Consider the following 23969-nt stretch of genomic DNA (forward strand, 5'->3'; position numbering starts at 1 on the left):
CGGCATGTGGATCGCTGCTAATCTCCGACTGCACGTCATGTCCAGGATTCATCATGTCCAGGATTCATCACCGACGACGAGGACGGCGACCAGCGGGGCTTGCCGGGGGAAGCTGTGGTGTTGCTGCACGATGACCGTTGAACTGCGCGTACGTGTGAATGACGGCGGACGGCTGGAAGACCTCCGCGAATGGATGGGCGGGCACCCGGGAGTCACGGTGCGGCCCGTGGCGCGGGCGCCGGAACGCAATAGCCAGGGCACGGTCTGGGATTTCCTCGCGGTGGTCTGCGCGACCGGCGGGCCGGTCGTGGCCGCGGTGCGGGCGCTGCAGATCTGGATCGAGGCCCAGGTGACGGAGATCGAGATCGAGGTGGGCGACCGGCGGATCAAGGTGACCAGCCGCACCGCGGGCGCCGTACTCCCGCAGGTACTCGCCGCGGCCCAGGCCCTGGAGACGGCGCCGGAGCCCGCGGAGGGCGCGGATGATTCCGCGTGACGACATCGACTTCGGTCGGTCGCGGGCGATTCTGCTGGGGAACTCGGAGTACACGGCCGGTTTTGAGGGACGCAGGCCCATGCCGGCGGCGCTCAACAGCCTCGCGGCAATGCGGGAGGTCCTGACCGGACTCTGCGAATGGCCGCCGGAGCGCGTCAGCGAACTCCCGAATGAACAGGACAGCGGAAAGCTGCTGCGCACCGTTACCTCGCTCATCCATGGTGTCGATGACGTGCTGCTGTTCTACTACGTCGGCCATGGCCTGCCGCTCCCCGAGAATGGCCGGTACGACCTGGGGCTCGCCCTGACGGATACGAGCGACGACCCCGCACAGCGCTTCTTGACCTCGCTCCGCCTCCGCGAACTGCGGCAGCACATGGAACGCAACAGCGCGGCGCGCATCAAGATCCTGATCCTGGACTGCTGTTGCTCGGGAATCGCCACGAAGTACGCCGAATCCGCCGCCAATGTCACGGAGTACGCCGAGAGCGCCACCCCGCTGCGCGGCGCCGGCACGTACATCTGGACGGCCTGCGGGCATTCGCAGGAGACGTACTTCGAAGAGTCGGGCGGCGGGCTGACCTATTTCACCAAATTCCTGGCCGAAGCCGTCCGCTGGGCGCACGGTGAGCAGTCGATCGGCGCGACCGTCGCCAATCTCCACGACGAGGTCAGGCGTCGGCTGCGCGAGACGCGCATTCCGGACGCGGACGTTCAGCCGTTACCGGACCTGCATCACAGCGGCCGCCCCGACCAGTTCCTCTTCGTACGTGGCCGGGCCGCCGCTCCCGCTATCCCCGCCTTCCACTTCGAACCGCTGAAGGACGACGATCCCCGCGACGCCGGTCCGTACGAACTCCGGGCGCGCCTCGGCGCCGGCGGCCTCGGCCGGGTCTTTCTCGCCATCACGCCCGACGGCCGCCCGGTCGCCGTCAAGCTGCTGAAACCGGAACTGGGCCGCGACCCGCAGTTCGCCCAGCGTTTCGCCCGGGAGATCGACGTCGCCCGGCGCGTACGCGGCGATCACGTCGCGCGCCTCCTCGACGCGGACCCGGACGCGCCCGAACCCTGGCTGGCCGCCGAATACGTCTGCGGACCGTCCCTGCTCGAACTCGTCGCGGCAACCGGCCCGCTGCCGAGCCGCGACGTCCTGGCGATCGCCCGCGGGATCGCCCGGGCGCTCAAGGACATCCACGCGGCCGACGCCGTACACCGCGACCTGAAACCCGCCAACGTCATGCTGGGCGAGACAGGGCCGCGGGTCATCGATTTCGGCATCGCCAAATCCGTGGCGGCGACCTTGATGACGCGCACCAACACGCAACTGGGCACACCGGCCTATAAATCCCCCGAGCAGGCGACGGGAAAGCAGCCGGTCACTCCCGCGTCGGACGCCTTCACGCTGGGCGCCACGATCTATTACCTCGCCACCGGGCAGGACGCCTTCGCGGCCGAGGACCCGCTCGGCACCATCAATCTCATCGCGCACGAGGAACCCGACCTGCGTTCCCTGGACGCGGACGTTCGCGGCCTCGTACAGGCGTGTTTGGCCAAGGCGCCCGAGGCGCGGCCGACCCCCGCCCGCGTCATAGAACTCTGCTCCGCCGCCATCGGCCCTGCTACGTCCGGAGCCCACCCGCCCATCGCCCAAGCCATTCCCCTGATCCAGGCACGGGCCGGCGCCCTGCGCGCCCTCATGACGCCGCAGCCGGAACCCGAGCGTGAAAGTGAGAGCGAGTCGAGGGACGATGCCCCGGAGAAACCCCAGGCATCGTCCACGCCGCCGCCCTCATCACCGCCTCCGCCCCAGCCCGTGAATTCACCGGACGCGAAGACCGAGGCGAAGCCCGGAGCCAAGGCCCAGGCGCGGAGCGAGGCGAAAACCGAAGCGAAAACCGAGGCGAAGCCCGGGACCGATGCCGCCGCACCCGGCCCCACGCCACCCGCCAAACCGGCCGTACGCGGCGCCGTCACCGCGGTCGTGCTGCTCTGCCTGGCGACCCTGATATGGCTGCCGATCCACCTGTCCAAAAGCGAATCCGACAGCGCCAAGAACTCCGGGGGAAGCTCCGAGAGTTACGAGCCGTCGACACGGGACACGGACTCGGCCGCGGACTCGGACACCGAATCGCCCACGCGCTCGGAGACCACGTCGGCGGATTCCGGGACCGCGGCGGATGACGCGACCGATTCGCCGAGCCCGACCGCCGCCACGATGAGCGTGATCAAGGCGGCGCGGGTCGGGGACTGCCTCACCAACGACGGTACGTACCAAAAGCCGGTGCTCAGGGCGGCGAACTGCCAGTACCGCGCCTTCAAAGTCCTCCGGGTACTCGAAGGCACCTCGGACACCAGCGGATGCCGGGATACGCCGGACATCGACTACACCGTGGGCAATTCCGGCGACCGTCGCGCGCTCTGCCTCAGCTATCTGTACGGCAGCGCCTATCACGCGCGGACCGGCGAGTGCGTGTACGGCCCGAACACCGCCGGCAGCAATTGGACCGAGTCGACGTGCAGGGTCGGTAATTTCACCGTGAAAGCACGGCTCACGGGCACATCCGACACATCGCGCTGCAACGCGTACCCGAATGCCGACCAGGGCCTCCAGGTCTCGACCCGCTGGAGCGAACTCGACCTCGCCTTCTGCCTCTCGATGAACTACCCGGACGCCGCCGGCCGCGCCAAGACCGGTGCCTGCCTGTTCCGCACCGGATCAGGCGAGCAACCGCACTTCCAAGCCGTCTCCTGCGACGCCGCCAACGTCGTCGTCACCGGCCGCACCTCCACCTACCGCGACGCGGCCGCCTGCGGTTCCTACGGCTGGGCCACCTGGAGATCGAGCGAATTCCCGACCCACTCCTACACCATCTGCTACCGGAAGGCGTGACGAGCGGGGGGTACGGCCGGTACCGCACCCTGCGACCGCCTCAACCGATGTCGGCCAGCCGCTTGAGGGCCGCGTCCACCGCGGCGCGGCCGGCCGGCAGCAGCGGCAGCCGCACGTCAGGGGTGGGAATCACACCGCGCGCGTGCAGCACCCCCTTGATCACCGCGGGGTTCGGCTCGGCGAACGCGGCCGCCGACACGGCCGCCAGCGCGTGCCCCAGGGCCCGGGCCCGTACGAGATCCCCATCGCGCCACGCCGCGGCCAACTCCACGAACCGCTCCGGGGCCAGATGCGCCGACGCCAGCACGCCGCCCGCCGCCCCGAGCGCCAGCATCGGCGACACGAAGGCATCGTCCCCCGCCAGCACCGCGAAGCCCGCGGGCGCGTCGCCGAGCAGCTCCACCGCCGCCTGGTCGACGCCGCCGGTCGCGTACTTGACGCCGGCCACCCCGGGCAGCTCGCCCAGTTCCCGCAGAGTCCGCGCGTCGAGCGGCCGGCTGGTGCGGTACGGGACGTGGTAGACGATCAGCGGAACAGGGCTGCGGGCCGCCAGTTCGGCGAAGTGCGCCCGTACGCCCTCCGGTGTGGGCCGGGTGAAGTACGGAACGGGCACCAGGGCGCCGGTCGCCTCGGGCCACCGGGCCAGTTCCGCCAGGTCGGCCGCGCTGGACATGGTCGCGTTGGTCCCCGCCCCGACGGTCAGCGCCGCCCCGCGTGCCCGGCAGACGCGAGCGCAGACGTCCACGACCGCGTCCTTCTCCTGGCGCGTCAGCGCCGCGGGCTCGCCGGTGGTCCCGAGGGCCACCAGGCCCGCGGCGCCCGCGTCGAGCATGGAGCACGCGAGCCGTTCCAAGGCGTCCTCGGCGATCCCTCCCTCGGCGGTGAACGGCGTGATGAGCGGTATGTGGACCCCGTGCGGGGGAGTGCGAGTCGTCATGCCGACGAGCCTGACCGCACCCGATCATGCAGGTCCAGTTCGCTTTTCCGACGGCGAGCGTAAGCTCATCCGATGCTCGATGTCCGTCGCCTTCGCCTGCTGCGGGAACTCGCCCTGCGCGGCACCATCGCCGCCGTCGCCGAAGCGCTCGCCTTCACCCCCTCGGCGGTCTCCCAGCAACTGAGCGTCCTCGAACGCGAGGCGGGGGTGCCGCTGCTGGAACGCACCGGCCGACGCGTGACGCTGACCCCGGCCGGACGCCACCTGGTCGACCACGCCGAAGCGGTGCTCGAACGCCTGGAACAGGCCGCTGCCGACCTCGCCGCGGCCCGCCAGGGCCCGGCGGGACCGCTGCGCGTCGGCGTCTTCCCCACCGCCGCCCGCGCGCTCGTCCCCGCCGCGCTGGCCGACCTCGCCACGCGCCATCCGGCGCTGGAACCCCTGGTCCGCGAGGTCGACCCGGCGGCCGTGGGCGACGCGCTGCGCGCCGGCGAACTGGATGTCGCGCTCGTCCATGACTACGACTTCGTCCCCTGCCCGCCCGAACCCGGACTCGTGACCGAACCGCTGTGCGTCGAGGCGATGTACCTCGCGACCGCCGCCGCGTCGGCTCCCGGGTGGGCAGCCGGCACCGAACAACCGGAGGGGATGACGGAAACGGCAGGACCCGCAGAGCCGACGATCAGCGGCTGCGCCGACGCCCCCTGGATCACCGCGTCCCCCGGAACGATGTGCCACACGATGACCGTGCGGTCCTGCCACGCCGCCGGATTCCGGCCACGGATACGCCATCGGGTGGACGACTTCGCCACCGTGCTCGCGCTCGTGGCGGCCGGACAGGGCGTGGCCCTGGTGCCGCAGCTCGGCGCCTCCGACCCGCCGGACGCCGTGCGGCTCACGCGGGTACCGATCCATCGGCACACGAGGATCGCCGTCCGCGGCGGAGCGGGCGGGCACCCGGCCGTAGCCGCTGCGGCGGACGCGCTACGCGCCGCCGTCCCCGCCGCCCTGCGCCCGGCCGAATGACGTCATAAGCAGCTCCTGCCACCACGATGAGGCTTACGTCCCCAACACCCCCCGCGCGGTAAATCATTCGACGTGGCGGAGGCCGTCGGCGACCATTGGCGCATGGTCCGGTACGCCTTCCTCGCGCTCACGTCCGCTGTCGCGGACGGGCTGAAGGCTGCCGTCGGCCCGGTTGATTTCCACGCGTCGCTCTCCACGGCCCACTGCACCCGAGGCTGACCCTTCCCGGATTGTCCGGCGGACCCCGTAGGGGGAGGGTCGGTCGGTCCTCGGGGTCCTCGTGTCTTCGCAGCTCTCACCGGAACCGAGGGAATCAGCCGTGTCCAAGCAGGCATACGTACGCACCAAGCCGCACCTCAACATCGGCACCATGGGCCATGTCGACCATGGCAAGACCACGCTCACCGCGGCCATCACAAAAGTGCTCAGCGCGCGCGGTACGGGCGCGTTCGTGCCGTTCGACCGCATCGACCGGGCGCCCGAGGAGGCCGCTCGCGGCATCACCATCAACATCGCGCACGTCGAGTACGAGACCGACACCCGGCACTACGCCCACGTCGACATGCCCGGCCACGCGGACTTCGTCAAGAACATGATCACGGGGGCGGCGCAGCTCGACGGGGCGATCCTCGTCGTCTCCGCGCTGGACGGGGTCATGCCGCAGACCGCCGAGCACGTCCTGCTCGCGCGCCGGGTCGGGGTGCGGCACATCGTCGTCGCGCTGAACAAGGCGGACGTGGGCGAGGACGACCTCATCGACCTCGTGGAACTGGAGACGCGCGAGCTGCTGACCGCGCACGGCTACGACGGGGACCACGTACCGGTGGTACGGGTCTCGGGGCTGCGCGCCCTGGAGGGCGACCCGCGCTGGACGGGCGCCATCGAGGCGCTGCTCGACGCCGTCGACACCTATGTGCCCACCCCGATGCGGTACACGGACGCGCCGTTCCTGCTGTCCGTGGAGAACGCCCTGACCATCACCGGCCGCGGCACCGTGGCGACCGGCGCCGTCGAACGCGGCCGGGTGCGCGTCGGCGACCGCGTCGAACTGCTCGGCTCCGCCGGGGGCGCCCGGAGCACGTACGTCACCGGCGTGGAGACGTTCGGCAAGCCGATGGAGTCCGCCGAGGCGGGGGACAGCGTCGCGCTGCTGCTGCGCGGCGTGCAGCGGGCCGACGTCCGGCGCGGCGATGTGATCGCGGCGCCGGGCAGCATCGCCCCGCTGCGGCACTTCACCGCCCGCGTGTACCTGACCACGGCGGCCGAGGGCGGCCGGCGCACGCCCGTCGCGACGGGCTACCGCCCGCAGTTCCATCTGCGCACCGCCGACATCGCCGGCGAGGTCGACCTCGGCCTCCGAGGCGTCGCCCGGCCTGGCGAGACCGTCACCATGACGGTCTCGCTCGGCCGGGACGTGCCCCTCGAAATCGGCCTCGGATTCGCCATCCGCGAGGGCGGACGCACCGTCGGGGCGGGCACGGTCACGGCCGTCGCCCCGTAGCCTGATCAGCGGCGCGGGGCCCCGCGACACAGGGGTGCGGAGCCGTACCCCGGTGGCTCGGGGGCACGTCGAAGTGGCGGGCCCCGCTGCCGGGGGCCGTGCGCGGGCGCGCACGGCCCCCTACGCGTGGCGCGGTGTTCCCACGCGCCGCCGGATGCGAAACTGCGCCCCGACAGGCCCCGCGGCACCCGGGCGGCACCGGGAAGGCCGCGGCCGGAGCTGAGAGGCGGTCGCGATGGCGGACACGGCACTGGTACTCGGCGGAGGCGGCATCACCGGCATCGGCTGGGAGAGCGGCATGCTCGCGGGCCTCGCCGCCGCGGGCGTGGACCTGACCACCGCCCACACGGTCATCGGCACCTCGGCCGGCTCCATCGTCGGCGCCCAGCTCGCCAGCGGACTGCTCGACCTCGACGCGCTGTACGAGCGTCAGCTCACCGACCCCAAGGACGAGGTGGCCGTCCGCGTCGGCACCGCCCTCGCCTCCCGCTACGTCTGGGGCGCCCTGCGCTCCCGCGACGCGCGGACGTTCGGCGCCCGCATGGGCCGGATGGCCCTCGCCGCCCGCACCGTCCCGGAGAGCGACCGCCGCGCCGTCGTCGAACGGCGGCTGCTGTCCCACGAATGGCCCGCCCGACGCCTCCTCGTCACGGCCGTGGACGCCGCCACCGGGGAGTTCACGGCCTTCGACGCCGCCAGCGGCGTCGGGATCGTCGACGCCGTCGCGGCCAGTTGCGCGGTGCCGGGCGTCTGGCCGCCGGTGACGATCGGCGCGAAGCGCTACATCGACGGCGGCGTACGGTCCGCCGCCAACGCCGACCTCGCCGACGGCTGCGGCCGCGTCGTCGTCCTCGCCCCGATCCCCACGGGCGGCGGCCCGATCGCCACCGCCCGCGCCCAGGCCGCCGCCCTCACCGCCGCCGGCGCCCGCGTCACCGTCCTCATGCCGGACCGCGCCTCCCGCGCCGCCTTCGGCCGCAACCCCCTCGACCCCGCCCGCCGCGCCGCCGCCGCCCGCGCCGGCCGCACCCAAGCCGCCGCCCACGCCGAGGCCGTCGCCGGCGTCTGGGCCGGGTAAGCCACCGCGGTTCCTACGAACCGGCCACCCGCCCGGGCCCGGCCCGCGTCGGTGGCCCGCCGCCCTGGCTCCTGGCCCCGGCCTCCCGTACGCCTGCACCCGCCCCGGCCGGCCCCGGCGGCCCGATGGGCCCGTACGCCCGTACGCCGGTAGGCTCCGTACATCCGTCGGCCCGTCCGGTGCAGGCTTGTATAGCTGCCCCGGCGCTCCAGGCCGGCCCGGCACAATGGGGGAGTGGATGAGCCGATACCCGTGACCCGCGCCGTGGACCATGGCACCGCGAAGTTGATGCCGGATGTGGACCGGCCGCGGGCGTGGTTGCTCGCGGTGGACGGGGCGCCGCAGTCGTATGTGGATCTGGATGATCCGGCGCACTTGGAGTTCGAGTACGCGCGCAGGCTCGCGCACGTCCTGGACGTGGCCGGGGAGCCGGGCGAACCCCTTGATGTGCTGCATCTCGGGGGCGGCGCGCTGACCCTGCCCCGGTACGTGGCCGTCACGCGTCCGGGTTCCCGGCAGTGGGTGATCGAGGCGGACCGCGGGCTGCTCGACCTGGTGGCGGAGCATCTGCCGCTGCCGGGCGGTTCGGGGATCGAGGTGCGGGCGGCGGACGCCCGTACGGCGCTGGGGGAGGCGCCGGACGGCTCGGCGGACGTGATCATCGCGGATGTCTACGGCGGCTCGCGGGTCCCGGCGCACCTCACCTCCGTCGAGTACGCGCGTTCGGCGGCCCGTGTGCTGCGGCCCGGCGGCCGTTATCTGGCCAACCTCGCCGACAGCGCCCCCTTCGGCTTCCTCCGGTCCCAACTGGCCACGCTCGCCACGGTCTTCGAGGAACTGTGTCTGATCGCGGAGCCCTCGGTGCTGCGCGGTCGGCGGTTCGGCAACACCGTCGTCGTCGCCTCGCACGCCGAGCTCCCGGTGGCGACGCTGGCCCGGCGGACCGCGGCGGACGCCTTCCCGGCCCGCGTCGAGTACGGGGACGCGCTGGCGCGCTTCGTCGCCGGGGCGGCGGCCGTGCACGACGCCGACGCGGTGCCCTCGCCGAGACCGCCGGACGGGGCGTTCAGCATCGGTTGACCCCCGGCCGGGCCGGGCCCGTCCCCCGGGCACCCCGCGCGGCTGCCTCCGCCCCCGCCTCAGCCCTCGGCGCAGGCGCTCGCCCTGCCGCTCCCGTCCTCCCGCGCCCCGTCCTCCCGCGCCCCGTTCTCCTCCTCGGAGCCTCTTCCCGTGGCCGTCGTCGGCAGCCCCGGCGTCGGCAGCCCCGTCGCCGGCTCCGCCGGCCTCCGCACGAGGCCGCGCACCTCCGGCACCATGAGCACCGCCGCCGTCAGCAGCACGATCAGCGCGGAGCACCCCCACAGCGCCGCCGGCCGGCCGACGAGCTCCTCCATCGGCCCGGCCAGGGCGGTGGCCACCGGCAGCATCGCCACCGACCCGAACCAGTCGTACGCCGAGACCCGCGAGAGCTTGTCCTCCGGGATCTCCTGGTGCAGCGCGGTCATCCAGGAGACGCCGAACACCTCCAGCGTCACGCCCACCGCGAACATGATCGTGATCAGCGCCGGTACGGGCACCGGGACCGCCAGCCCGGCCGAGGGGAGGGCGAGGGGGAACACGCACAGAGTGCCCGCCAGCAGCAGCCGCCGCGGCCGCCACCGGGTCATCAGGAGGCCGCCGCAGATCGTGCCGGCGCCGAACGCGGCGAGCGCCAGGCCCCAGGGCCGGGCCCCGCCCAGCTCGTCGCGGGCGACCAGCGGCCCGTACACCGACTCGGCGGCCCCCACCACGGCGTTGACCACCGCGAACTGCACGACGATCGTCCACAGCCACGGCCGGCCGGTGAACTCCCGCCACCCCTCGCGCAGATCGGACAGCATGCCGCCGCCGGGCTCCCGCTTCGGGATGTGGCCGACGTCGAGGAAGGCGCGCAGCGCGCCCGCGACCGCGAAGGCGACGGCGTCCACGGCGAGCACCCAGCCCGGCCCGAAGGCGGCGATGAGCGCTCCGCCGAGGGCGGCGCCGCCGATCTGGGCGCCGTTGGTGCCCATCCGGAAGAACGCGAACGCCTTGGCCGCCTGCTCGCCGGTGACCGTCGACATGAGCATGCCCTCGGCCGCGGGGGCGAAGAACGCCTGCCCCGTGCCGCCGAGCGCCGCGAGCAGCGCCATCTGCCACAGCCGCGGCTCGCCGGCCAGGACGAGCACGGCGAAGGCGGCCTGCGAGAGGCAGTTGAGGGCGTTGGCGGCGACCATCACCCGGTGCCGCGGCAGCCGGTCGGCTATCGCCCCGCCGACCAGCAGGAAGAGGACGAGCGGTACCGTACGGGCCGCGGCCACCAGCCCCGCGTCCGTGCCGTCGCCGCCGGCCTGGAGCACCGCGAACGCCGCCGCGATCAGGGCGCCGGAGTTGCCGAGGCCCGCGACCACGGCGGCGGCGGTCAGCAGGGAGTAGTTGCGGCCCGCCCAGGCGGGGCGGCGTCTGCGATCGGTGGCGGAGGGTTCGGTCACCGGTCGGACTATCCCTGGGCGCGACCCCGGATGCCAACTCGGATACGGTCCGAATCCGACCCCGCACGATCAGACAACGCTCCCGTACGACCAGGGCGCGCGCCCGTACGACCAGGCAACGCGCCCGTACGGTCAGGGCACGGGCCCATACGGCCGGGGCGCGGGCCCGTACGGTCAGGAAACCGGCAGCGGGCGCAGCGTGCTCATGATCTTCTTGATGGTGGCGTCCGACAGCTCGTCCTTCACGCCGACTTCGGTGTAGAGCACCCACGTCGCGAGGTCGCCCGCGGTGTCCTTGTAGGAAACGGTGAACGCCTTGCCGTCCGAGGAGCACTTGTCGGTCTTCTTCACGCCGGTCACCTTCGCCGACGACCAGAACCCGGTCAGCCCGTGATCGCTCTTGAACGGCTGCGACTTGGTGCCCGACAGATGGCCGGTCCTCTTGGTGTCGTAGGCGTAGTAGACCCAGTTGAGCGCCTCGACCTCCGCCGCCTGGGCCGGGCTCTTCGCGCTCTGCGCGCCCTTCGTGCCCGCGCCGCCCTGGCGCGTGCCCTTGGCGCAGACGTCCGGCTTGTAGAAGGCGGGCGCGGTCATCCCCACGCCACCTTGCCCCTTGTCGTCCTGGAACCCGGTGGTCAGTCCGGGGGAGGCCACGTGCCAGTCCGGCGGTACGTCGAAGGCGTCGTGGCGCAGCGGGTTGGCGACCGCCTTCCACCCGGAGATCACCGGCTTGACGTCGCTGCTGCCGCTGCGCGGATTGTCGGCCGGGTCCTCCTCGCTCCCGCCCTGCGAGTCCGAGCCCCGGCCCGAATCCGAGTCCGATCCCGAAGCGGAAGAGGACGGACCGGCGGTCGGCGAGGCGTTCTGCCCGCCCTTGGCCTCCTCCTTCTTCTTCCCGTCGCCGTCCTGGAACAGGAACATCCCGGCGACCACGGCGGCGGCGACCACGGCGACGGCCGTGCCGATCGCGATGGCGGTGCGCTTGCGCTTGCCGTCGGGGGGCCGAGGCGCGCCCGGCGGCATGGGCGGGCCCCACTGCCCGCCCGGCTGCGGGCCGCCGGGCTGCTGGTACGGGTTCGGCTGCTGGAACCCCGGCTGCTGATACGGGTTCGGCTGGTACTGCCCCGCCTGCTGATGGCCCGCTTGCTGGTATCCCGGCTGCTCGTACCCGGCCTGCTGATACCCCGGCTGCGGGTATCCCGGCTGCTGGTACGGGTTCTGATTCGGGTCCTGCGGGTTCTGCTCGCCCCCGGGCGGCTGCTGTCCTGGCCACATGGCCGATAACGATAGATGGCGGGCGGGGGCGCTGCTACGGCCGTACCGCCCGTCCCTCCCGCGACCCCACCCGCTCCCTCGCCCCGCCCCTCCCGCGACCCCATCCCCCCTCCCGCGGCCCCGTCTCTTCCGTGATCCCGCCCCTTCCGCGACTATCTACCGGCTGGTAACTTCACGGCATGTCTGAAACCCCGCCGTCGATCGGCGCGATGCTCACCGCCACCGTGCCCATGGCCCGCACCCTGGGCCTCGAATTCACCGAGACCACCCCCGAACGCGCCGTGGTCCGCCTCCCCGACCAGGAGGAATTCCACAACCACGTCGCGGGCCCGCACGCGGGCGCCATGTTCACGCTCGGGGAGACCGCGAGCGGCGCGATCGTCCTCGCGGCCTTCGGGGACCAGCTCTCCCGGGCCGTACCGCTGGCCGTACGGGCCGAGATCGGCTACCGCAAGCTCGCCATGGGACCAGTCACCGCGACGGCCGAGATAGGCCGCCCCGTCGCCGACGTGGTCGCCGAACTCGACTCCGGCCGGCGCCCCGAATTCCCGGTGAACGTCGCGATCACGCGCGAGGACGGCGCCGTGACCGGCGAGATGACCATCGTGTGGACCCTGCGCCCCAACGCCTGACCCCGCGCCCCGCCGCGTGGCCCCGCCCGTCCCGCGCGTAACCTCTCTCGTCCCACGGACCACCTCGCCGGTCACCTCGCTCAACCCGAGGCCGGCGGAGCGAGTCCCCTACTCCAGTAGGCTTCCCGGCGTACGCCCACGGGGGCGCGCCGGGCATGACGTGGGAAAATCTGGGAGGAACGGGCGTTGCATATCGACGGGCTGCTAGAGACGGTACCCGCGGTCGCGGTGTACCTGCTGGTCGGCGGGGTCATCGGACTGGAGAGCCTGGGCATCCCGCTGCCCGGCGAGATCGTGCTCGTCAGCGCCACGCTGATGGCCGCCACTCAGGACCACATCAACCCGTACGTGCTCGGCGCGTGCGCGGTCGCGGGCGCGATCATCGGCGACTCCATCGGCTATCTGATCGGCCGCAAGGGCGGCAAACCGCTGCTGGAGTGGCTCGGCCGCAAATTCCCCAAGCACTTCGGCCCCAAGCACGTGGCCACGGCCGAGCGGCAGTTCCAGAAGTGGGGCATGTGGGCCGTCTTCGTCGGCCGCTTCATCGCCCTGCTGCGGATCTTCGCCGGCCCGCTCGCGGGCGTGCTCAAGATGCCGTACTGGAAGTTCCTGATCGCCAACGTCCTCGGCGGCATCGTCTGGGCGGGCGGCACGGTCGCGGTCATCTACTCCGTCGGCAAGGTCGCCGAGAAGTGGCTCAGCAGCTTCGCCTGGGTCGGCCTGGTCCTCGCGCTGCTCTTCGGCCTCGGCTCGATGCTGGTGATGAAGCGGCGGCAGAAGAAGGCCGAGGCCGCCGAGGAGGCGGCGGCCGGGACCAAGGCCGCACCGGAGGCGGCCACGGTCGTCGACTGAGCCGGACCCTTTCGCGGTTTTCTCGGTTTTCTTGGTTTTCCCGGCCCCCTTCCGGGCTTTCTCGTTCGCAGGCGACGCCCCGCGGCTCCCACCGGGCCGCGGGGCGTCGCCTACGGTGCGTACGGACAGGTGCGTGCGGACACGTACGTACAGGCAGGGTGTGTACCGGGCAGGGTGTGTACGGCCGGGCGCGTGGGCGCGGCGTACGGCCGGCACGTTCCTGCCCGGCGATACCTACCCGAGAGAGCACCGGACGGCGGTGCGGGAGCGAGGAGAAGGCGATGGCGGAGCGGGCACTGATCGCAGGGGTGGGCGGCGCGGAGCCGCGGATCGATCCGCAGGCGTTCGCGGCGCCGACGTCCGTCGTGGTCGGCGATGTCACGGTGGCCGCCGGCGCCAGCCTCTGGTACCACGCCGTGCTGCGCGCCGACTGCGGGCCGATCATCCTCGGCGCTGACAGCAACATCCAGGACAACTGCACCGTGCACGTGGACCCGGGCTTCCCGGTCACGGTCGGCGAGCGCGTATCGGTGGGGCACAACGCGGTGCTGCACGGCTGCACCGTCGAGGACGAGGTGCTGATCGGCATGGGCGCCACGGTCCTCAACGGAGCGCACATCGGGGCGGGCTCGCTGATCGCGGCGCAGGCCCTGGTCCCGCAGGGGCTGCGGGTGCCGCCCGGCTCGCTCGTGGCGGGAGTGCCCGCCAAGGTCAAGCGGGAGCTGACCGAGGAGGAGCGCGAGCACATCAGGGAGAACGCGGCGATGTATCTGGAGCTGGCCAAGGCGCACCGGGCGGCGCTCCACGAGTGACCCGTCGGGGAACCGGCCGTACGGGGGCCGGGCGGCCGCCCACGAGCGTTCCGCCCGGCCCTCGCCGCCCGGCCCACGTCGCCCGGCCCGCGTCGCCCGGCCCTGGCCGCTCGGCCCTCGCCCGTACGAGCCCGAGCGCTCCGTCCGGCGGAACCGCCCGCTCCCTCCGCGAACCCGCTGGTAGCGCGTTTACGCAGGTCATCACGGGTGGCGTAACACTGGCGTAATGGCGCTCGGCTAGTGTCACCGGCCTTGAACGCACCACCACCGCCACCGGCGGCAGGCGCGAGGGAGGACGTATGAGCGGGCGGAGACCGTACGGAGCCGACACCGGCGGCTCGCCCCGGCCGGGCTCTTCGCAGCCCCGGGCGCGACGGGCCCGGCAAGTGGCGGACGTACTGCGCCAGCAGATCACCGGCGGCGCCTTCGACAGCGGGACCCTGCCCGACGAGCGCGCCCTGGGCGCGCAGTTCCACGCCTCGCGCAACGCGGTCCGCGAGGCGCTGGGCATCCTGCGCGACGAGGGGCTGATCGCCCGCCGCCGAGGCGTCGGCACCACGGTTCTGATGCCCAAGTACGGGCACGGGCTGGACCGGCTGGCCGGACTGGCCGAGACCCTGACGGGGTACGGCCCGCTGACCAACGAGGTGCGCGCGGCCCACCGCGTGGCGGAGCCGCCGGCGGCCGTAGCGGAGCGGCTGAGCCTCGCGCCCGGCACGGGGGCGGTCTACATCGAGCGCGTACGGCGCATGGGCGGGCTTCCGCTGTCGCTGGACGCGACCTACCTCGCCGCCGACATCGGGGTGCCGCTGCTGGACCTGGATCTGGCCGGCCGCGACCTGTTCGCGCTGATCGAGGAGACGACCGGCGGCCGGCTGGGCCGCGCGGAGGTGGCGGTGCACGCCGTCACGGCCGGCCCGGATGTCGCCGGGCTACTGGACGTCCCCGTGGGCGCGGCTGTGTTCGCCATCGACCGGCTCACGCACCTCGCCGACGGCCGCCCCGTCGACGCGGAGTCCCTGCACATCCGCGCGGACCGGCTCACTCTGCACGCCACCTTGCACCGGGGCGCGCCCCACCCCGGTTGACGCCGAGCCCGAGCCCGCGGCTCCGGGAGGGGCCGCTCTTCTCTCACCCGCGCCGCGTACGCGCGCGCCTGTCCGTAGCGCTCCCTGCACGCGCGCGCTCGTACGCCCTGCCCGACCGGAGGCCGACTCGTGGCCGATCTGAACACCTGGACCCTCGCCCTGCTGGCTCTCTTCGGCCTCGCCGGAGGCATCGGCATCACCGCGCTCGGGCCGGGCGGCGTGCTGCCGACGATCGGGCTGTTCGCGCTGACCCGGCTCGCCCCGGCCGAGGTGGCGGGCACCGCGATCGTCACGCATATCGCGACCGGCGCGCTGGCCACCGCCGCCTACACGCGCTCCGGGCAGTTGCGCGACCCCGCCACCCGCCGCACCGCGCTGATCCTGGCCGGCGCCGCCGTCATCGGTACACCGCTGGGCGTGCTGGTCAACACCATGGTCTCCAAAGGGGCGTTCGGGCTGTTGCTCGGGGCGTTCGCGGCCCTCGTCGCCGTGCTCGTCTGGTACCGCGAACGCCACGGCGGGCCCGGCGAGGGGGCGAGCCACCCGGCGGCGTCGTGGATCGCGGCGCTGGGGTTCGCGGTGGCGGCGGCGAGCGGCATCGTGGGCATCGGCGGACCGATGCTCACGGTCCCGCTGCTGGTCGCCGCGGGCGTCCCCATGCTGGAGTCGCTGGCGGCGGCCCAGGCCCAGTCGGTGGTCATCGCGGGCATCGGCACGCTGGGCTACGTGGCCCACGGGGCCGTCGACTGGCGGCTCGCCGCCCTGGTCGGCGTGCCCGAGATCGCGGGTGTCCTCATCGGCTGGAAGATCGCGCGGGCCCTGCCCACGCGCACCCTGAAGTACGCCCTCGTCGCGGCGTTGCTGGCGGTGGCCCCCTACCTGGCGCTGCACGGCTGAGCGAGGGCGGCGCCGGGGTGGGGTGAAGATCACAGCTCACGGGTCTGAACGCCCCTGACGCCGCCGACTACCGTGAGCGGGTGCCGAAGGACCGGAACACGTTCTCATTCAACCCGGCGGCTTCGCTCGCGGCCTGGCGGCGGCGGACCGTGTCGCGCGCCGTGCACCGCGGCTGGCGCTGGGTGCAGCAGGCCGGCGCCGTCACCGCCGAGCGCCCGGGCCCGTACCGCTTCCGGGCCATCGGCCACGGCACCCGGCTCGCCTTCCCGCTCGGCACGGTCTTCGGCGAGCCCTGGATCGAACTCGGCGCCCATTGCGTCATCGGCGAACAGGTCACCCTCACCGCCGGCCTGATGCCCGGCGTCGACCTCGGCCCGGACCCGGTCCTGCGCCTGGGCGACGGCGTGGTGCTGGGCCGGGGCAGCCATGTGGTGGCCTCCCGGCCCGTCACGTTCGGGAACGACGTGTTCTGCGGCCCGTACACCTACGTCACCAGCGACAACCACTCCTACGACGACCCGGAGCGGCCCGTGGGGAAGCAGTGGCCGCGCTCCGCGCCCGTCGAGATAGGCACCGGCAGTTGGCTCGGCGCGGGCGCGGTGATCCTGCCGGGCGCCCGGCTCGGCCGCAACGTCGTCGTCGCGGCGGGCGCGGTGGTCCGCGGCGAGGTCCCCGATCACGCCGTGGTCGCCGGGGCCCCCGCCCGGGTCGTACGGCGCTGGGACCCGGAGGCGGGCTGGCAACCGCCCCTGCGGACCCCGCCGCCCACCCCGATCCCGGAGGGCGTCACCCCCGAACAGCTCCTGGCGCTGGCGGCATCGGAGCTGGAACCCGAGCCGGAGCCGGAGCCGGCGTCGGGACCGGGGTCGGCATCGGCCTCGGCGCCTGAGCTGACGCCAGCGTCGGAGCTGGGGCCGGCGTCGGAGCTGGAGCCGGACGGCTCCGGCGCGCCGGCCTTCCCGGCGGACCGCTGACCGGGCCACGCACGGCACGCCTGCCTCGCACGCTCCCGGGCTTCAGCGGGCTCACTTTTGCGGGGCTCGCGCCCGTACGAGCGTGCCGGCGGCGAGCAGGGCGAGCACGGCGAGCACAGCGGGCTCCGGGTGCGATGGCTCGGGCTCGACTCTAGCCTGGCCGTAAACGCCCCGGACCACGGAGACGATCATGGAACGGTCCACGAGAGCCGCCGAATCCACAGCGCGGGACAGCGGTCCGACGCGGCCCGGGGAAGAGATCTCCGCGTACAACAGCGTCGCCCAATTGCAGACCGATATCTGGTGGTCGCTCTCGGACGCCGCGCGCAGGCTGGCGATCCCCGACCTCGACCCCGCCGAACGGACCGAGGCGACGGCCGCCGTCGACCGGAACCTCGCGGACATCGAGGTCCTCACGCACTACTACAGCCATCCGGGGCGGCAGGTGGCGGAAACCCTGCGCGGGCTGGCCTCCGAGCCGGCGTACGCCGAACTGAGCCGGACGGCCGCCCAGATCGGCCGCGGCCTGCTCGCCGACGTGCCGGACGCCACGGCCGCGGTGGCACAGGACGGGACGGGCACCGTCGCCGACCGGCGGCCGCGGTTCGACGTGCTGGTGGTCGCCGACCTCTCCGAGACTGAGGAGGCGAAGGTCCACCGTGATCTGCGCGCGTCGCGCCGCCGCGAGGACCCCTTCGTCTACGGCGTGGTCGCCGTGTCGAATTTCGTCGACGCGATGGTGGCGATCCTGGTCAACCCGTGGATCCAGGCGGTCGTCGCCCGGCCTGACTTCCACACCCATTCGGACTTCGACCTGACGCTGCTCGACCGATTGCTGCCGCCGGTCGGACCGCCCGACCTCGACCGCCTCACCGCGGCCGACCGGGCCCGCGCCCTCGCCCACCGCATCCGGCGGGAACGGCCCGAGCTGGATCTCTACCTGGTCGAACAAGCCTCGATCGAACAGCTCGCCACGCAGATCGGGGACGAATTCGACTCGGTCTTCCTGCAACAGGAGGACGTCCTGGACCTGCATCTGACGATTCTGCGCGGCGTCGGCCGACGCTACCGGACGCCGTTCTACTCGGCGCTGCTGGAATACGCCCGTAAGCCGAGCGGAGTGTTCCACGCCCTGCCGGTCTCCCGCGGGAACTCGGTGGTCCGCTCGCCGTGGATCCACGACATGTGCGACTTCTACGGGCTGAACATCTTCCTGGCCGAGACGTCGGCGACGGCCGGTGGACTGGACTCGCTGCTGGAACCGCATGGCCCGATCAAGGAGGCACAGGACCTGGCCGCCCGTGCCTTCGGCGCGCGGCGGACCTACTTCGTGACCAACGGGACGTCCACCGCGAACAAAATCGTCACCCAGTCGCTGGTGGCGCCGGGCGACGTCGTCCTGGTCGACCGCAACTGCCATAAATCCCACCACTACGCGCAGGTGCTCGCCGGTTCCCACGTCTCCTATCTCGACAGCTACGCGATCGACGAATTCTCCATGTACGGCGCGATTCCGCTGTCCGACATCAAACGGACGCTGCTGACGTACCGGCGCGAGGGCAGACTCGACCAGGTGGCATTGGTATCGCTCACGAACTGCACCTTCGACGGCGTCGTGTACGACGTGGAACGCGTGATGGCCGAATGCCTCGCGATCAAGCCCGACCTGGTCTTCCTGTGGGACGAGGCGTGGTTCGCGTTCGCCCGTTTCCACCCCGTGTACCGGCGGCGGACCGCGATGGCCGCGGCGGCCCGCCTGGCCGAACGCTTCGGCACGGCGGAATACCGCGCCGAGTACGAGCGGCATGTCCAGCGGATGCGCGGCATGGCGGACGACGACCTGGTGCGCGAGCCGCTGCTCCCGGACCCGGACAAGGTCAGAATTCGCGCCTACGCCACACAGTCGACGCACAAGACCCTGACCTCGTTGCGACAGGGATCGATGATCCACGTCCACGACGAGGAATTCGGCTGGCGGAACGAGGAGGCATTCCACGAGGCCTATATGACGCACACGTCGACCTCTCCGAACTACCAGGTGCTGGCGTCCCTCGACGTCGGCCGGCGCCAGGTCGAGCTGGAAGGGTTCGAACTGGTGTCGCGCCAGGTCGAGCTGGCGATGACGCTGCGCGACCGGATCGCCGGGCACCCCCTGCTCGCGAAGTATTTCCGGGTGCTCGGCAGCAGCGAGCTGATCCCCGACGAGTACCGGCGGCGGGGCGGCGACTGTCCGCTGCACGCCGGGCCGGTGGCGATGGAAGAGGCGTGGAACACCGATGAGTTCGTCCTCGACCCCTGTCGGCTGACCATCGAGATCTCCGCGACGGGCATCGACGGCGACACCTTCAAGCACGCGCAACTCATGGACCGCTGGGGCATTCAGATCAACAAGACCACCCGCAACACGGTATTGGCGATGACGAATATCGGCACGCCCCGCACGGCCGCCGCGCATCTCCTCCGGGCGCTGCTCGGCATCGCGGTGGAATTGGAGGCCGAAACCGGCCAGTTGACGCCTGAGAAGAAGCGCGCTTTCGACCTCCGGGTCGACGCGCTGACCCACGACCACCCGCCGCTCCCCGATTTCTCCCGGTTCCACGACACTTTCCGTGCCGACCCCGCCGGCGCGGCGGGCGACGGGGACATGCGTAAGGCCTATTACATGGCCTATCGAGAAGAACTGTGCGAGTTCGTGTCGCCCGGTGAGGCGCGACGCCGGGTCGAGGCCGGTCAGCCGGTCGTTTCGGCGATCTTCGTCACCCCGTATCCGCCGGGCTTTCCGATCCTGGTGCCGGGTCAGGAGTTCAGCGAGGATATTCTCGATTTCATGGATGCCTTGGACACCAAGGAGATCCACGGATTCGACCCGGAATGCGGGTACCGGGTGTTCGTACGGTCGGCCCTCGTCGGCGCCGGCGACGGTGGCGGGACGCCCGCTGGTACGGGGGAGGGCGGGGGCCCGGCGGCCGGGAAGCGCTGACGTACGCGGGAGGGCGAGGGGCCGGCGGTTGGGGAACGCTGAAGCACGCGGGGGAGCGAGGGGCCGACGGCCGAGGCGACGCCGGCCGGGACCGCGTCACCTCGACGCCAGCAGCACCGTGCCCACCAGCGCCAGCCCCGCGCCCGCCGCCTGGACGACGCGCAGCCGCTCGTCGAGGAAGCCGCGGGCGGCGAGCGCGGTGACCACCGGGTAGAGGGAGGCGAGCACCGCCGCCACCGTCACCGGGCCGCTGTGCGCGGCCAGGTTGTACGTGCCGTTGGCCGCCACGTCCGCGAGGCCGACGAAGGCGAGGGCGGGCAGCGCGGCCCGTACGGCGCTCGTGCCGCCCTCGGGGAGGGCCGGGGTGCCGCGGCGTACGGAGGCGTACAGCGCGGTGCCGCCGACCGCCACATTGCACACGCGCTGGACGAAGAGGGCGAGGAAGAGGCCGGTCAGGGTGTGGGACGCCGCGGCGATCAGCGCCATCACCGAGCCGAAGCCGAAGGCCGCGACGAGCGTGAGCGCCAGCGTCTGCCGCGCCACGGGAGCGCCGCCCACCTGGGGGCCGCTGGCGAGCACGACACCCGCCACGGCGATCGCGATGCCGGCGAACTGGAGCAGGCCGGGCCGTTCGCCGAGCATCAGCCCGACGCCGAGCGGCACCACGACGCCGCCCAGCGCCCCGACCGGCGAGACGACGCCCATCGGGCCCATCGCCAGGGCGCGGTAGAAGCAGAGCATCGCGGCGGGCCCGACCACTCCGGCCGCCGCCGCGAACCACAGCTCCGGGCCGGCCTCGCGCCAGCCGCCGGTGGCGACGACGATCGCGCCGAGCACCGCCACGGCCAGGGCCTGGGAGACGACGACCACGGTCAGGGCGGGCATGCGGCGGGTGAGCAGGCCGCCGCCGAAGTCGGCGAGCCCCCACAGGAAGCTGGTGGCCAGGGCGTAGAGCACGGTCATGCGGGGCCTCGAAGTACAGTGTGGTGGACGGTGTGGTCCAGCACACCGTAGTGCACTTCATTGGACTGTGTCATTGAGTATATTGGACGGACGATGACGGACCTCGATCAGCTCACGCAGTCGCTCGCCCGCAATCTCAAACGCTGGCGGGGCGAGCGCGGCTTCACCCTCGACGCCCTCGCGGCACGCTCCGGCGTCAGCCGCGGCATGATCATCCAGATCGAGCAGGCCCGTACCAACCCCAGCGTCGGCACCACCGTGAAGCTCGCCGACGCTCTCGCCATCAGCATCACCACGCTCCTCGACCACGATCAGGACGCCCGGGTACGCGTCGTACCGGCGGCACGGGCCGTACGGATGTGGTCCACCGAGGCCGGCAGCCACAGCACGCTGCTCGTCGGCGCGGAGGCGGACGGGCCGCTGGAGATGTGGGAGTGGCGGATCGAGCCAGGCGAGGGCAGCGAGTCCGATCCGCATCCGCCCGGCACCACCGAACTCGTCCACGTCGCGGCCGGCGAACTCACCCTCGTCGTCGACGGGACGGCGCACACCGTCCCGACCGGCGCCTCCGCGTTCTTCGAGGCGGGCGCCCCGCACGCCTACCGCAACGACGGCGGCGAACCCGTCGAGATGACGATGGCGGTGTCCGTGCCGCCCGTGCGCTGATGCCACCGGCTCCGAGGCCGCCGGATCCGGCGCGGGCCGTGCCCGCGAGGGCTGTTAGCTTGACGCGCATGAGTACGCCGATGGACGCCTTCGACAAGGTCCGCCCCGCGACGGAATGCCTCGACCTGCTGACCGCGCCGGTCGCCGAGGCCGTACGCGGCTGGCGCGGCACCGTGCCCGCCGAGCAACTGCTGTACGTGGACACCGACCCCGAGAAGGCCGACACCGCGGTCTTCGTGGAGACCTACGGGCCGTGGCTGCTGGAGCAGTCCGCGAACTGCGTCGTCATCTCCGCCAAGCGCGGCGGCGAGGCCACGCTCGCCGCCGCCCTCGTGCTCGGCCGCGCCCGCGCCGACGTCAACGGCGTCGTACGCCGCCACCTCGGCGCCCGCAAGGCGTCCTTCGCCGCCATGGACACCGCGCTCGGCGCCACCGGCATGGAGTACGGCGGCGTCACCCCGATCGGGCTGCCCGCCGGCTGGCCGGTGCTGGTGGACGCGGCCGTCGCCGACAGCCCGCACGTCCTCATCGGCAGCGGCAGCCGCCGCGGCAAGCTGATCGTCCCCGGCCGGGCGCTCGCCGAACTCCCCGGCGCCACGGTGCTGGACGGACTCGGCATCTGAAGCCGCTCGGCATGGGAAGGGGCCGGCATGCGAAGGGGCTCGGCATCCGGACGGGCCGCCGATCGCCCGTCGCTCGCCCGCTACCGGCCCCGCCCCGAGACATCGAGGGACAGCGCGATCGAGTGCTCGTGGAAGCCCAGGCTCCGGTACAGCGGCTCGGCGTCCTCGCTGGCGTGCAGATCGACGCGGGACACCCCCTGCTCCGCGAACCAGTCGAGCAGCGCCTCCGTCGTCGCGCGGGCGTAGCCGCGCCCCCGGTACCGCGGATCGGTGCAGACATTGAAGATGAAACCGAAGAGCCCCGTGGGGCGGCGGGGGCCCGGCAGCCGCGTCTCGACGCTGCCCACCGCGCAGGCGGCGAGCAGCGGCCGCCCGTCCTCGTCCGTCCCGTCCACGACGAACGCCCCGAGGCGCGGGCTGGGGACCGACAACTGCTCGCGGGCCATCTCCACGGCGTCGGCCTCCCACGCGCCCGGGGCGCCCTCGCCCTCCATGTCGCCGAACATCAGACGGCGCAAGCGGACCAGTTCCGGCGCGTCGGAGGGGCGCGCCACGCGTATCTCGATCATCGACCGACGGTAGCGCAGGTCCCGCCGGCCGTCGCGGTCTCGTCGACGCCCGCCGCGCCGCCCGTCGCGGAGACCGTCACCCCAGCCGCGGGATCTCGATCGCCGGGCAGCGGTCCATGACCATGTCGAGGCCCGCCGCGCGGGTACGCTCGTACGCAGCCTCGTCGACCACTCCCAACTGGAACCAGACGGCCTGCGCGCCGATCGCCACGGCCTCGTCGGCCACCGGACCCGCCAGACGGGAGTTGACGAACACGTCCACCACGTCGACGGGAAAGTCGATCTCCGACAGGGAGGCGTAGCCGCGCTCCCCGTGCACCGTCTCGGCCTTGGGGTGTACGGGCACGACGCGCTTGCCGTAGCGCTGGAGGACCTCGGCGACGCGGTAGGCGGCGCGTCGCCGGTTGGTGGACAGGCCGACCACCGCCCAGGTGTCGCCCGTGGCGGTCAGAATCCGGCGGAGCGTGGCGTCGTCTGCGTACATGCCCGGTCAACGAGGGTCCGCGACCGCGCATTCCCGCCGTTCCCCCGGTCGGCGGCGGCGTCCGGCGGGGTTCGGCATAGGGTGACGGGATGCAGGAGCAGTACCGGACGGTGGCGCGCGAAGGCGTCCACGAGATCGAGATCAACAAGTCGCGCTTCATCTGCGCGCTCGCGCCCGCCGCCACCGAGGAGGAGGCTCAGGGCGTCATCGAGCGCGTCCGCAGGGAGCACCCCGCCGCCCGGCACCACTGCTTCGCGTACGTCATCGGGGCCGACGGCGGCGTCCAGAAGGCCAGCGACGACGGCGAGCCCGGCGGGACGGCGGGCGTGCCGATGCTCCAGATGCTCGTACGGCGCGAGATCCGGTACGCGGTCGCCGTCGTCACCCGCTACTTCGGCGGCGTCAAGCTCGGCGCGGGCGGGCTCATCCGCGCGTACGGCGGGGTGGTCGGCGAGGCCCTCGACGCCCTGGGCACCGTCACCCGGCAGCGGTTCCGGCTGGCGACGGTGGTCATCGACCACCAGCGGGCCGGGCGGCTGGAGAACGACCTGCGCGCCACCGGCCGCACGGTGCGCGACGTCGGCTACGGCGCCGACGTGCGCATCGAGATCGGGCTCCCGGAGGCCGACATCGAACCCTTCCGGGCCTGGCTCGCCAACACCACCGCCGGGACGGCGCACTTCGAACTCGGCGGTGAGGCGTACATGGACGCGTGA

24 protein-coding genes are annotated in these 23969 nt (G+C 72.8%); 17 read left to right on the forward strand and 7 right to left on the reverse strand.

The annotated features are described in order from the left end of the window. Positions 1–130: 130 nt before the first annotated feature. Together IF55_RS03865 and IF55_RS35905 are read left to right on the forward strand one after the other, a co-directional pair. Complete coding sequence (locus IF55_RS03865) at positions 131–496, forward strand: effector-associated constant component EACC1 (RefSeq protein WP_030874413.1); 366 nt, start codon at positions 131–133, stop codon at positions 494–496. Further along, positions 483–3386, forward strand: a complete 2904-nt coding sequence (locus IF55_RS35905) for a caspase, EACC1-associated type (protein ID WP_051775984.1) — start codon at positions 483–485, stop codon at positions 3384–3386. Before IF55_RS03865 ends, IF55_RS35905 begins: the two co-directional genes overlap by 14 nt. Positions 3387–3426: 40 nt before the next feature. On the opposite strand, the gene IF55_RS03875 is transcribed toward IF55_RS35905, so the two are convergent. After that, entirely contained in the window at positions 3427–4323 is an 897-nt protein-coding gene (locus IF55_RS03875) for a dihydrodipicolinate synthase family protein (protein ID WP_030874408.1), read from the reverse strand. A gap of 72 nt (positions 4324–4395) precedes the next feature. Here IF55_RS03875 and IF55_RS03880 point away from each other — a divergent pair, with 72 nt between their 5' ends. From IF55_RS03880 to IF55_RS03895, 5 genes are all read left to right on the forward strand, one after another. Then, a complete protein-coding gene (locus IF55_RS03880) occupies positions 4396–5349 on the forward strand; it encodes a LysR family transcriptional regulator (protein ID WP_030874406.1) in 954 nt (317 codons plus the stop codon). A 72-nt stretch (positions 5350–5421) separates the two neighbouring features. Then, the gene (locus IF55_RS39155) at positions 5422–5568 is read left to right on the forward strand and encodes a hypothetical protein (protein ID WP_157854230.1); all 147 of its coding nucleotides are present in this window, start codon (positions 5422–5424) and stop codon (positions 5566–5568) included. A gap of 100 nt (positions 5569–5668) precedes the next feature. After that, on the forward strand, positions 5669–6850 hold the full coding sequence (tuf, locus tag IF55_RS03885) for an elongation factor Tu (RefSeq protein ID WP_030874404.1): 1182 nt from the start codon (positions 5669–5671) through the stop codon (positions 6848–6850). Between the two features lie 235 nt (positions 6851–7085). Beyond that, positions 7086–7928 carry a patatin-like phospholipase family protein gene (locus IF55_RS03890; RefSeq protein WP_030874401.1) on the forward strand — a complete coding sequence of 281 codons (843 nt, stop codon included), beginning with the start codon at positions 7086–7088 and terminating at the stop codon, positions 7926–7928. 234 nt (positions 7929–8162) lie between these two features. Beyond that, the gene (locus IF55_RS03895) at positions 8163–9008 is read left to right on the forward strand and encodes a spermidine synthase (protein ID WP_030874399.1); all 846 of its coding nucleotides are present in this window, start codon (positions 8163–8165) and stop codon (positions 9006–9008) included. Between the two features lie 59 nt (positions 9009–9067). On the opposite strand, the gene IF55_RS03900 is transcribed toward IF55_RS03895, so the two are convergent. After that, positions 9068–10438 carry an MFS transporter gene (locus IF55_RS03900; protein ID WP_078643558.1) on the reverse strand — a complete coding sequence of 457 codons (1371 nt, stop codon included), beginning with the start codon at positions 10436–10438 and terminating at the stop codon, positions 9068–9070. 174 nt (positions 10439–10612) lie between these two features. After that, on the reverse strand, positions 10613–11713 hold the full coding sequence (locus IF55_RS03905; protein WP_030874395.1) for a DUF8017 domain-containing protein: 1101 nt from the start codon (positions 11711–11713) through the stop codon (positions 10613–10615). Positions 11714–11892: 179 nt separating this feature from the next. On the opposite strand from IF55_RS03905, the gene IF55_RS03910 reads away from it, so the two are divergent. The 6 genes from IF55_RS03910 to IF55_RS03935 all read left to right on the forward strand — a co-directional run bounded on the left by IF55_RS03910 (position 11893) and on the right by IF55_RS03935 (position 16968). Further along, positions 11893–12345: a DUF4442 domain-containing protein gene (locus IF55_RS03910; RefSeq protein WP_030874393.1), complete on the forward strand. Its 453-nt coding sequence runs from the start codon at positions 11893–11895 to the stop codon at positions 12343–12345. Between the two features lie 186 nt (positions 12346–12531). Continuing rightward, entirely contained in the window at positions 12532–13197 is a 666-nt protein-coding gene (locus IF55_RS03915; protein WP_030874390.1) for a DedA family protein, read from the forward strand. Between the two features lie 281 nt (positions 13198–13478). Continuing rightward, complete coding sequence (locus tag IF55_RS03920) at positions 13479–14009, forward strand: gamma carbonic anhydrase family protein (protein WP_030874389.1); 531 nt, start codon at positions 13479–13481, stop codon at positions 14007–14009. Positions 14010–14308: 299 nt separating this feature from the next. Continuing rightward, positions 14309–15097 carry a GntR family transcriptional regulator gene (locus tag IF55_RS03925; protein WP_048831501.1) on the forward strand — a complete coding sequence of 263 codons (789 nt, stop codon included), beginning with the start codon at positions 14309–14311 and terminating at the stop codon, positions 15095–15097. A gap of 129 nt (positions 15098–15226) precedes the next feature. Further along, positions 15227–15994, forward strand: a complete 768-nt coding sequence (locus tag IF55_RS03930; protein WP_030874383.1) for a sulfite exporter TauE/SafE family protein — start codon at positions 15227–15229, stop codon at positions 15992–15994. A gap of 80 nt (positions 15995–16074) precedes the next feature. Then, positions 16075–16968 carry an acyltransferase gene (locus tag IF55_RS03935; RefSeq protein WP_078643561.1) on the forward strand — a complete coding sequence of 298 codons (894 nt, stop codon included), beginning with the start codon at positions 16075–16077 and terminating at the stop codon, positions 16966–16968. Positions 16969–17019: 51 nt separating this feature from the next. On the opposite strand, the gene IF55_RS39160 is transcribed toward IF55_RS03935, so the two are convergent. Then, on the reverse strand, positions 17020–17160 hold the full coding sequence (locus IF55_RS39160; RefSeq protein ID WP_157854229.1) for a hypothetical protein: 141 nt from the start codon (positions 17158–17160) through the stop codon (positions 17020–17022). Here IF55_RS39160 and IF55_RS03940 point away from each other — a divergent pair. After that, complete coding sequence (locus tag IF55_RS03940) at positions 17159–19948, forward strand: aminotransferase class I/II-fold pyridoxal phosphate-dependent enzyme (protein ID WP_063763853.1); 2790 nt, start codon at positions 17159–17161, stop codon at positions 19946–19948. The genes IF55_RS39160 and IF55_RS03940 overlap by 2 nt on opposite strands. Before the next feature lie 96 nt (positions 19949–20044). On the opposite strand, the gene IF55_RS03945 is transcribed toward IF55_RS03940, so the two are convergent. Continuing rightward, positions 20045–20911 carry a DMT family transporter gene (locus tag IF55_RS03945; RefSeq protein ID WP_030874377.1) on the reverse strand — a complete coding sequence of 289 codons (867 nt, stop codon included), beginning with the start codon at positions 20909–20911 and terminating at the stop codon, positions 20045–20047. A gap of 93 nt (positions 20912–21004) precedes the next feature. On the opposite strand from IF55_RS03945, the gene IF55_RS03950 reads away from it, so the two are divergent. Next, positions 21005–21577, forward strand: a complete 573-nt coding sequence (locus IF55_RS03950; protein WP_030874375.1) for a helix-turn-helix domain-containing protein — start codon at positions 21005–21007, stop codon at positions 21575–21577. Positions 21578–21645: 68 nt separating this feature from the next. Next, positions 21646–22200 carry a YbaK/EbsC family protein gene (locus IF55_RS03955; RefSeq protein WP_030874373.1) on the forward strand — a complete coding sequence of 185 codons (555 nt, stop codon included), beginning with the start codon at positions 21646–21648 and terminating at the stop codon, positions 22198–22200. 80 nt (positions 22201–22280) lie between these two features. Here IF55_RS03955 and IF55_RS03960 read toward each other — a convergent pair whose 3' ends face one another. Together IF55_RS03960 and IF55_RS03965 are read right to left on the reverse strand one after the other, a co-directional pair. Next, the gene (locus tag IF55_RS03960; RefSeq protein ID WP_030874370.1) at positions 22281–22769 is read right to left on the reverse strand and encodes a GNAT family N-acetyltransferase; all 489 of its coding nucleotides are present in this window, start codon (positions 22767–22769) and stop codon (positions 22281–22283) included. A 76-nt stretch (positions 22770–22845) separates the two neighbouring features. After that, the gene (locus tag IF55_RS03965) at positions 22846–23253 is read right to left on the reverse strand and encodes a CoA-binding protein (protein ID WP_030874368.1); all 408 of its coding nucleotides are present in this window, start codon (positions 23251–23253) and stop codon (positions 22846–22848) included. 89 nt (positions 23254–23342) lie between these two features. Here IF55_RS03965 and IF55_RS03970 point away from each other — a divergent pair, with 89 nt between their 5' ends. Beyond that, complete coding sequence (locus IF55_RS03970; protein WP_030874366.1) at positions 23343–23969, forward strand: YigZ family protein; 627 nt, start codon at positions 23343–23345, stop codon at positions 23967–23969.

This window comes from Streptomyces varsoviensis, assembly GCF_000718635.1.
In the GTDB taxonomy this organism is placed as follows: Bacteria; Actinomycetota; Actinomycetes; order Streptomycetales; family Streptomycetaceae; genus Streptomyces; species Streptomyces varsoviensis.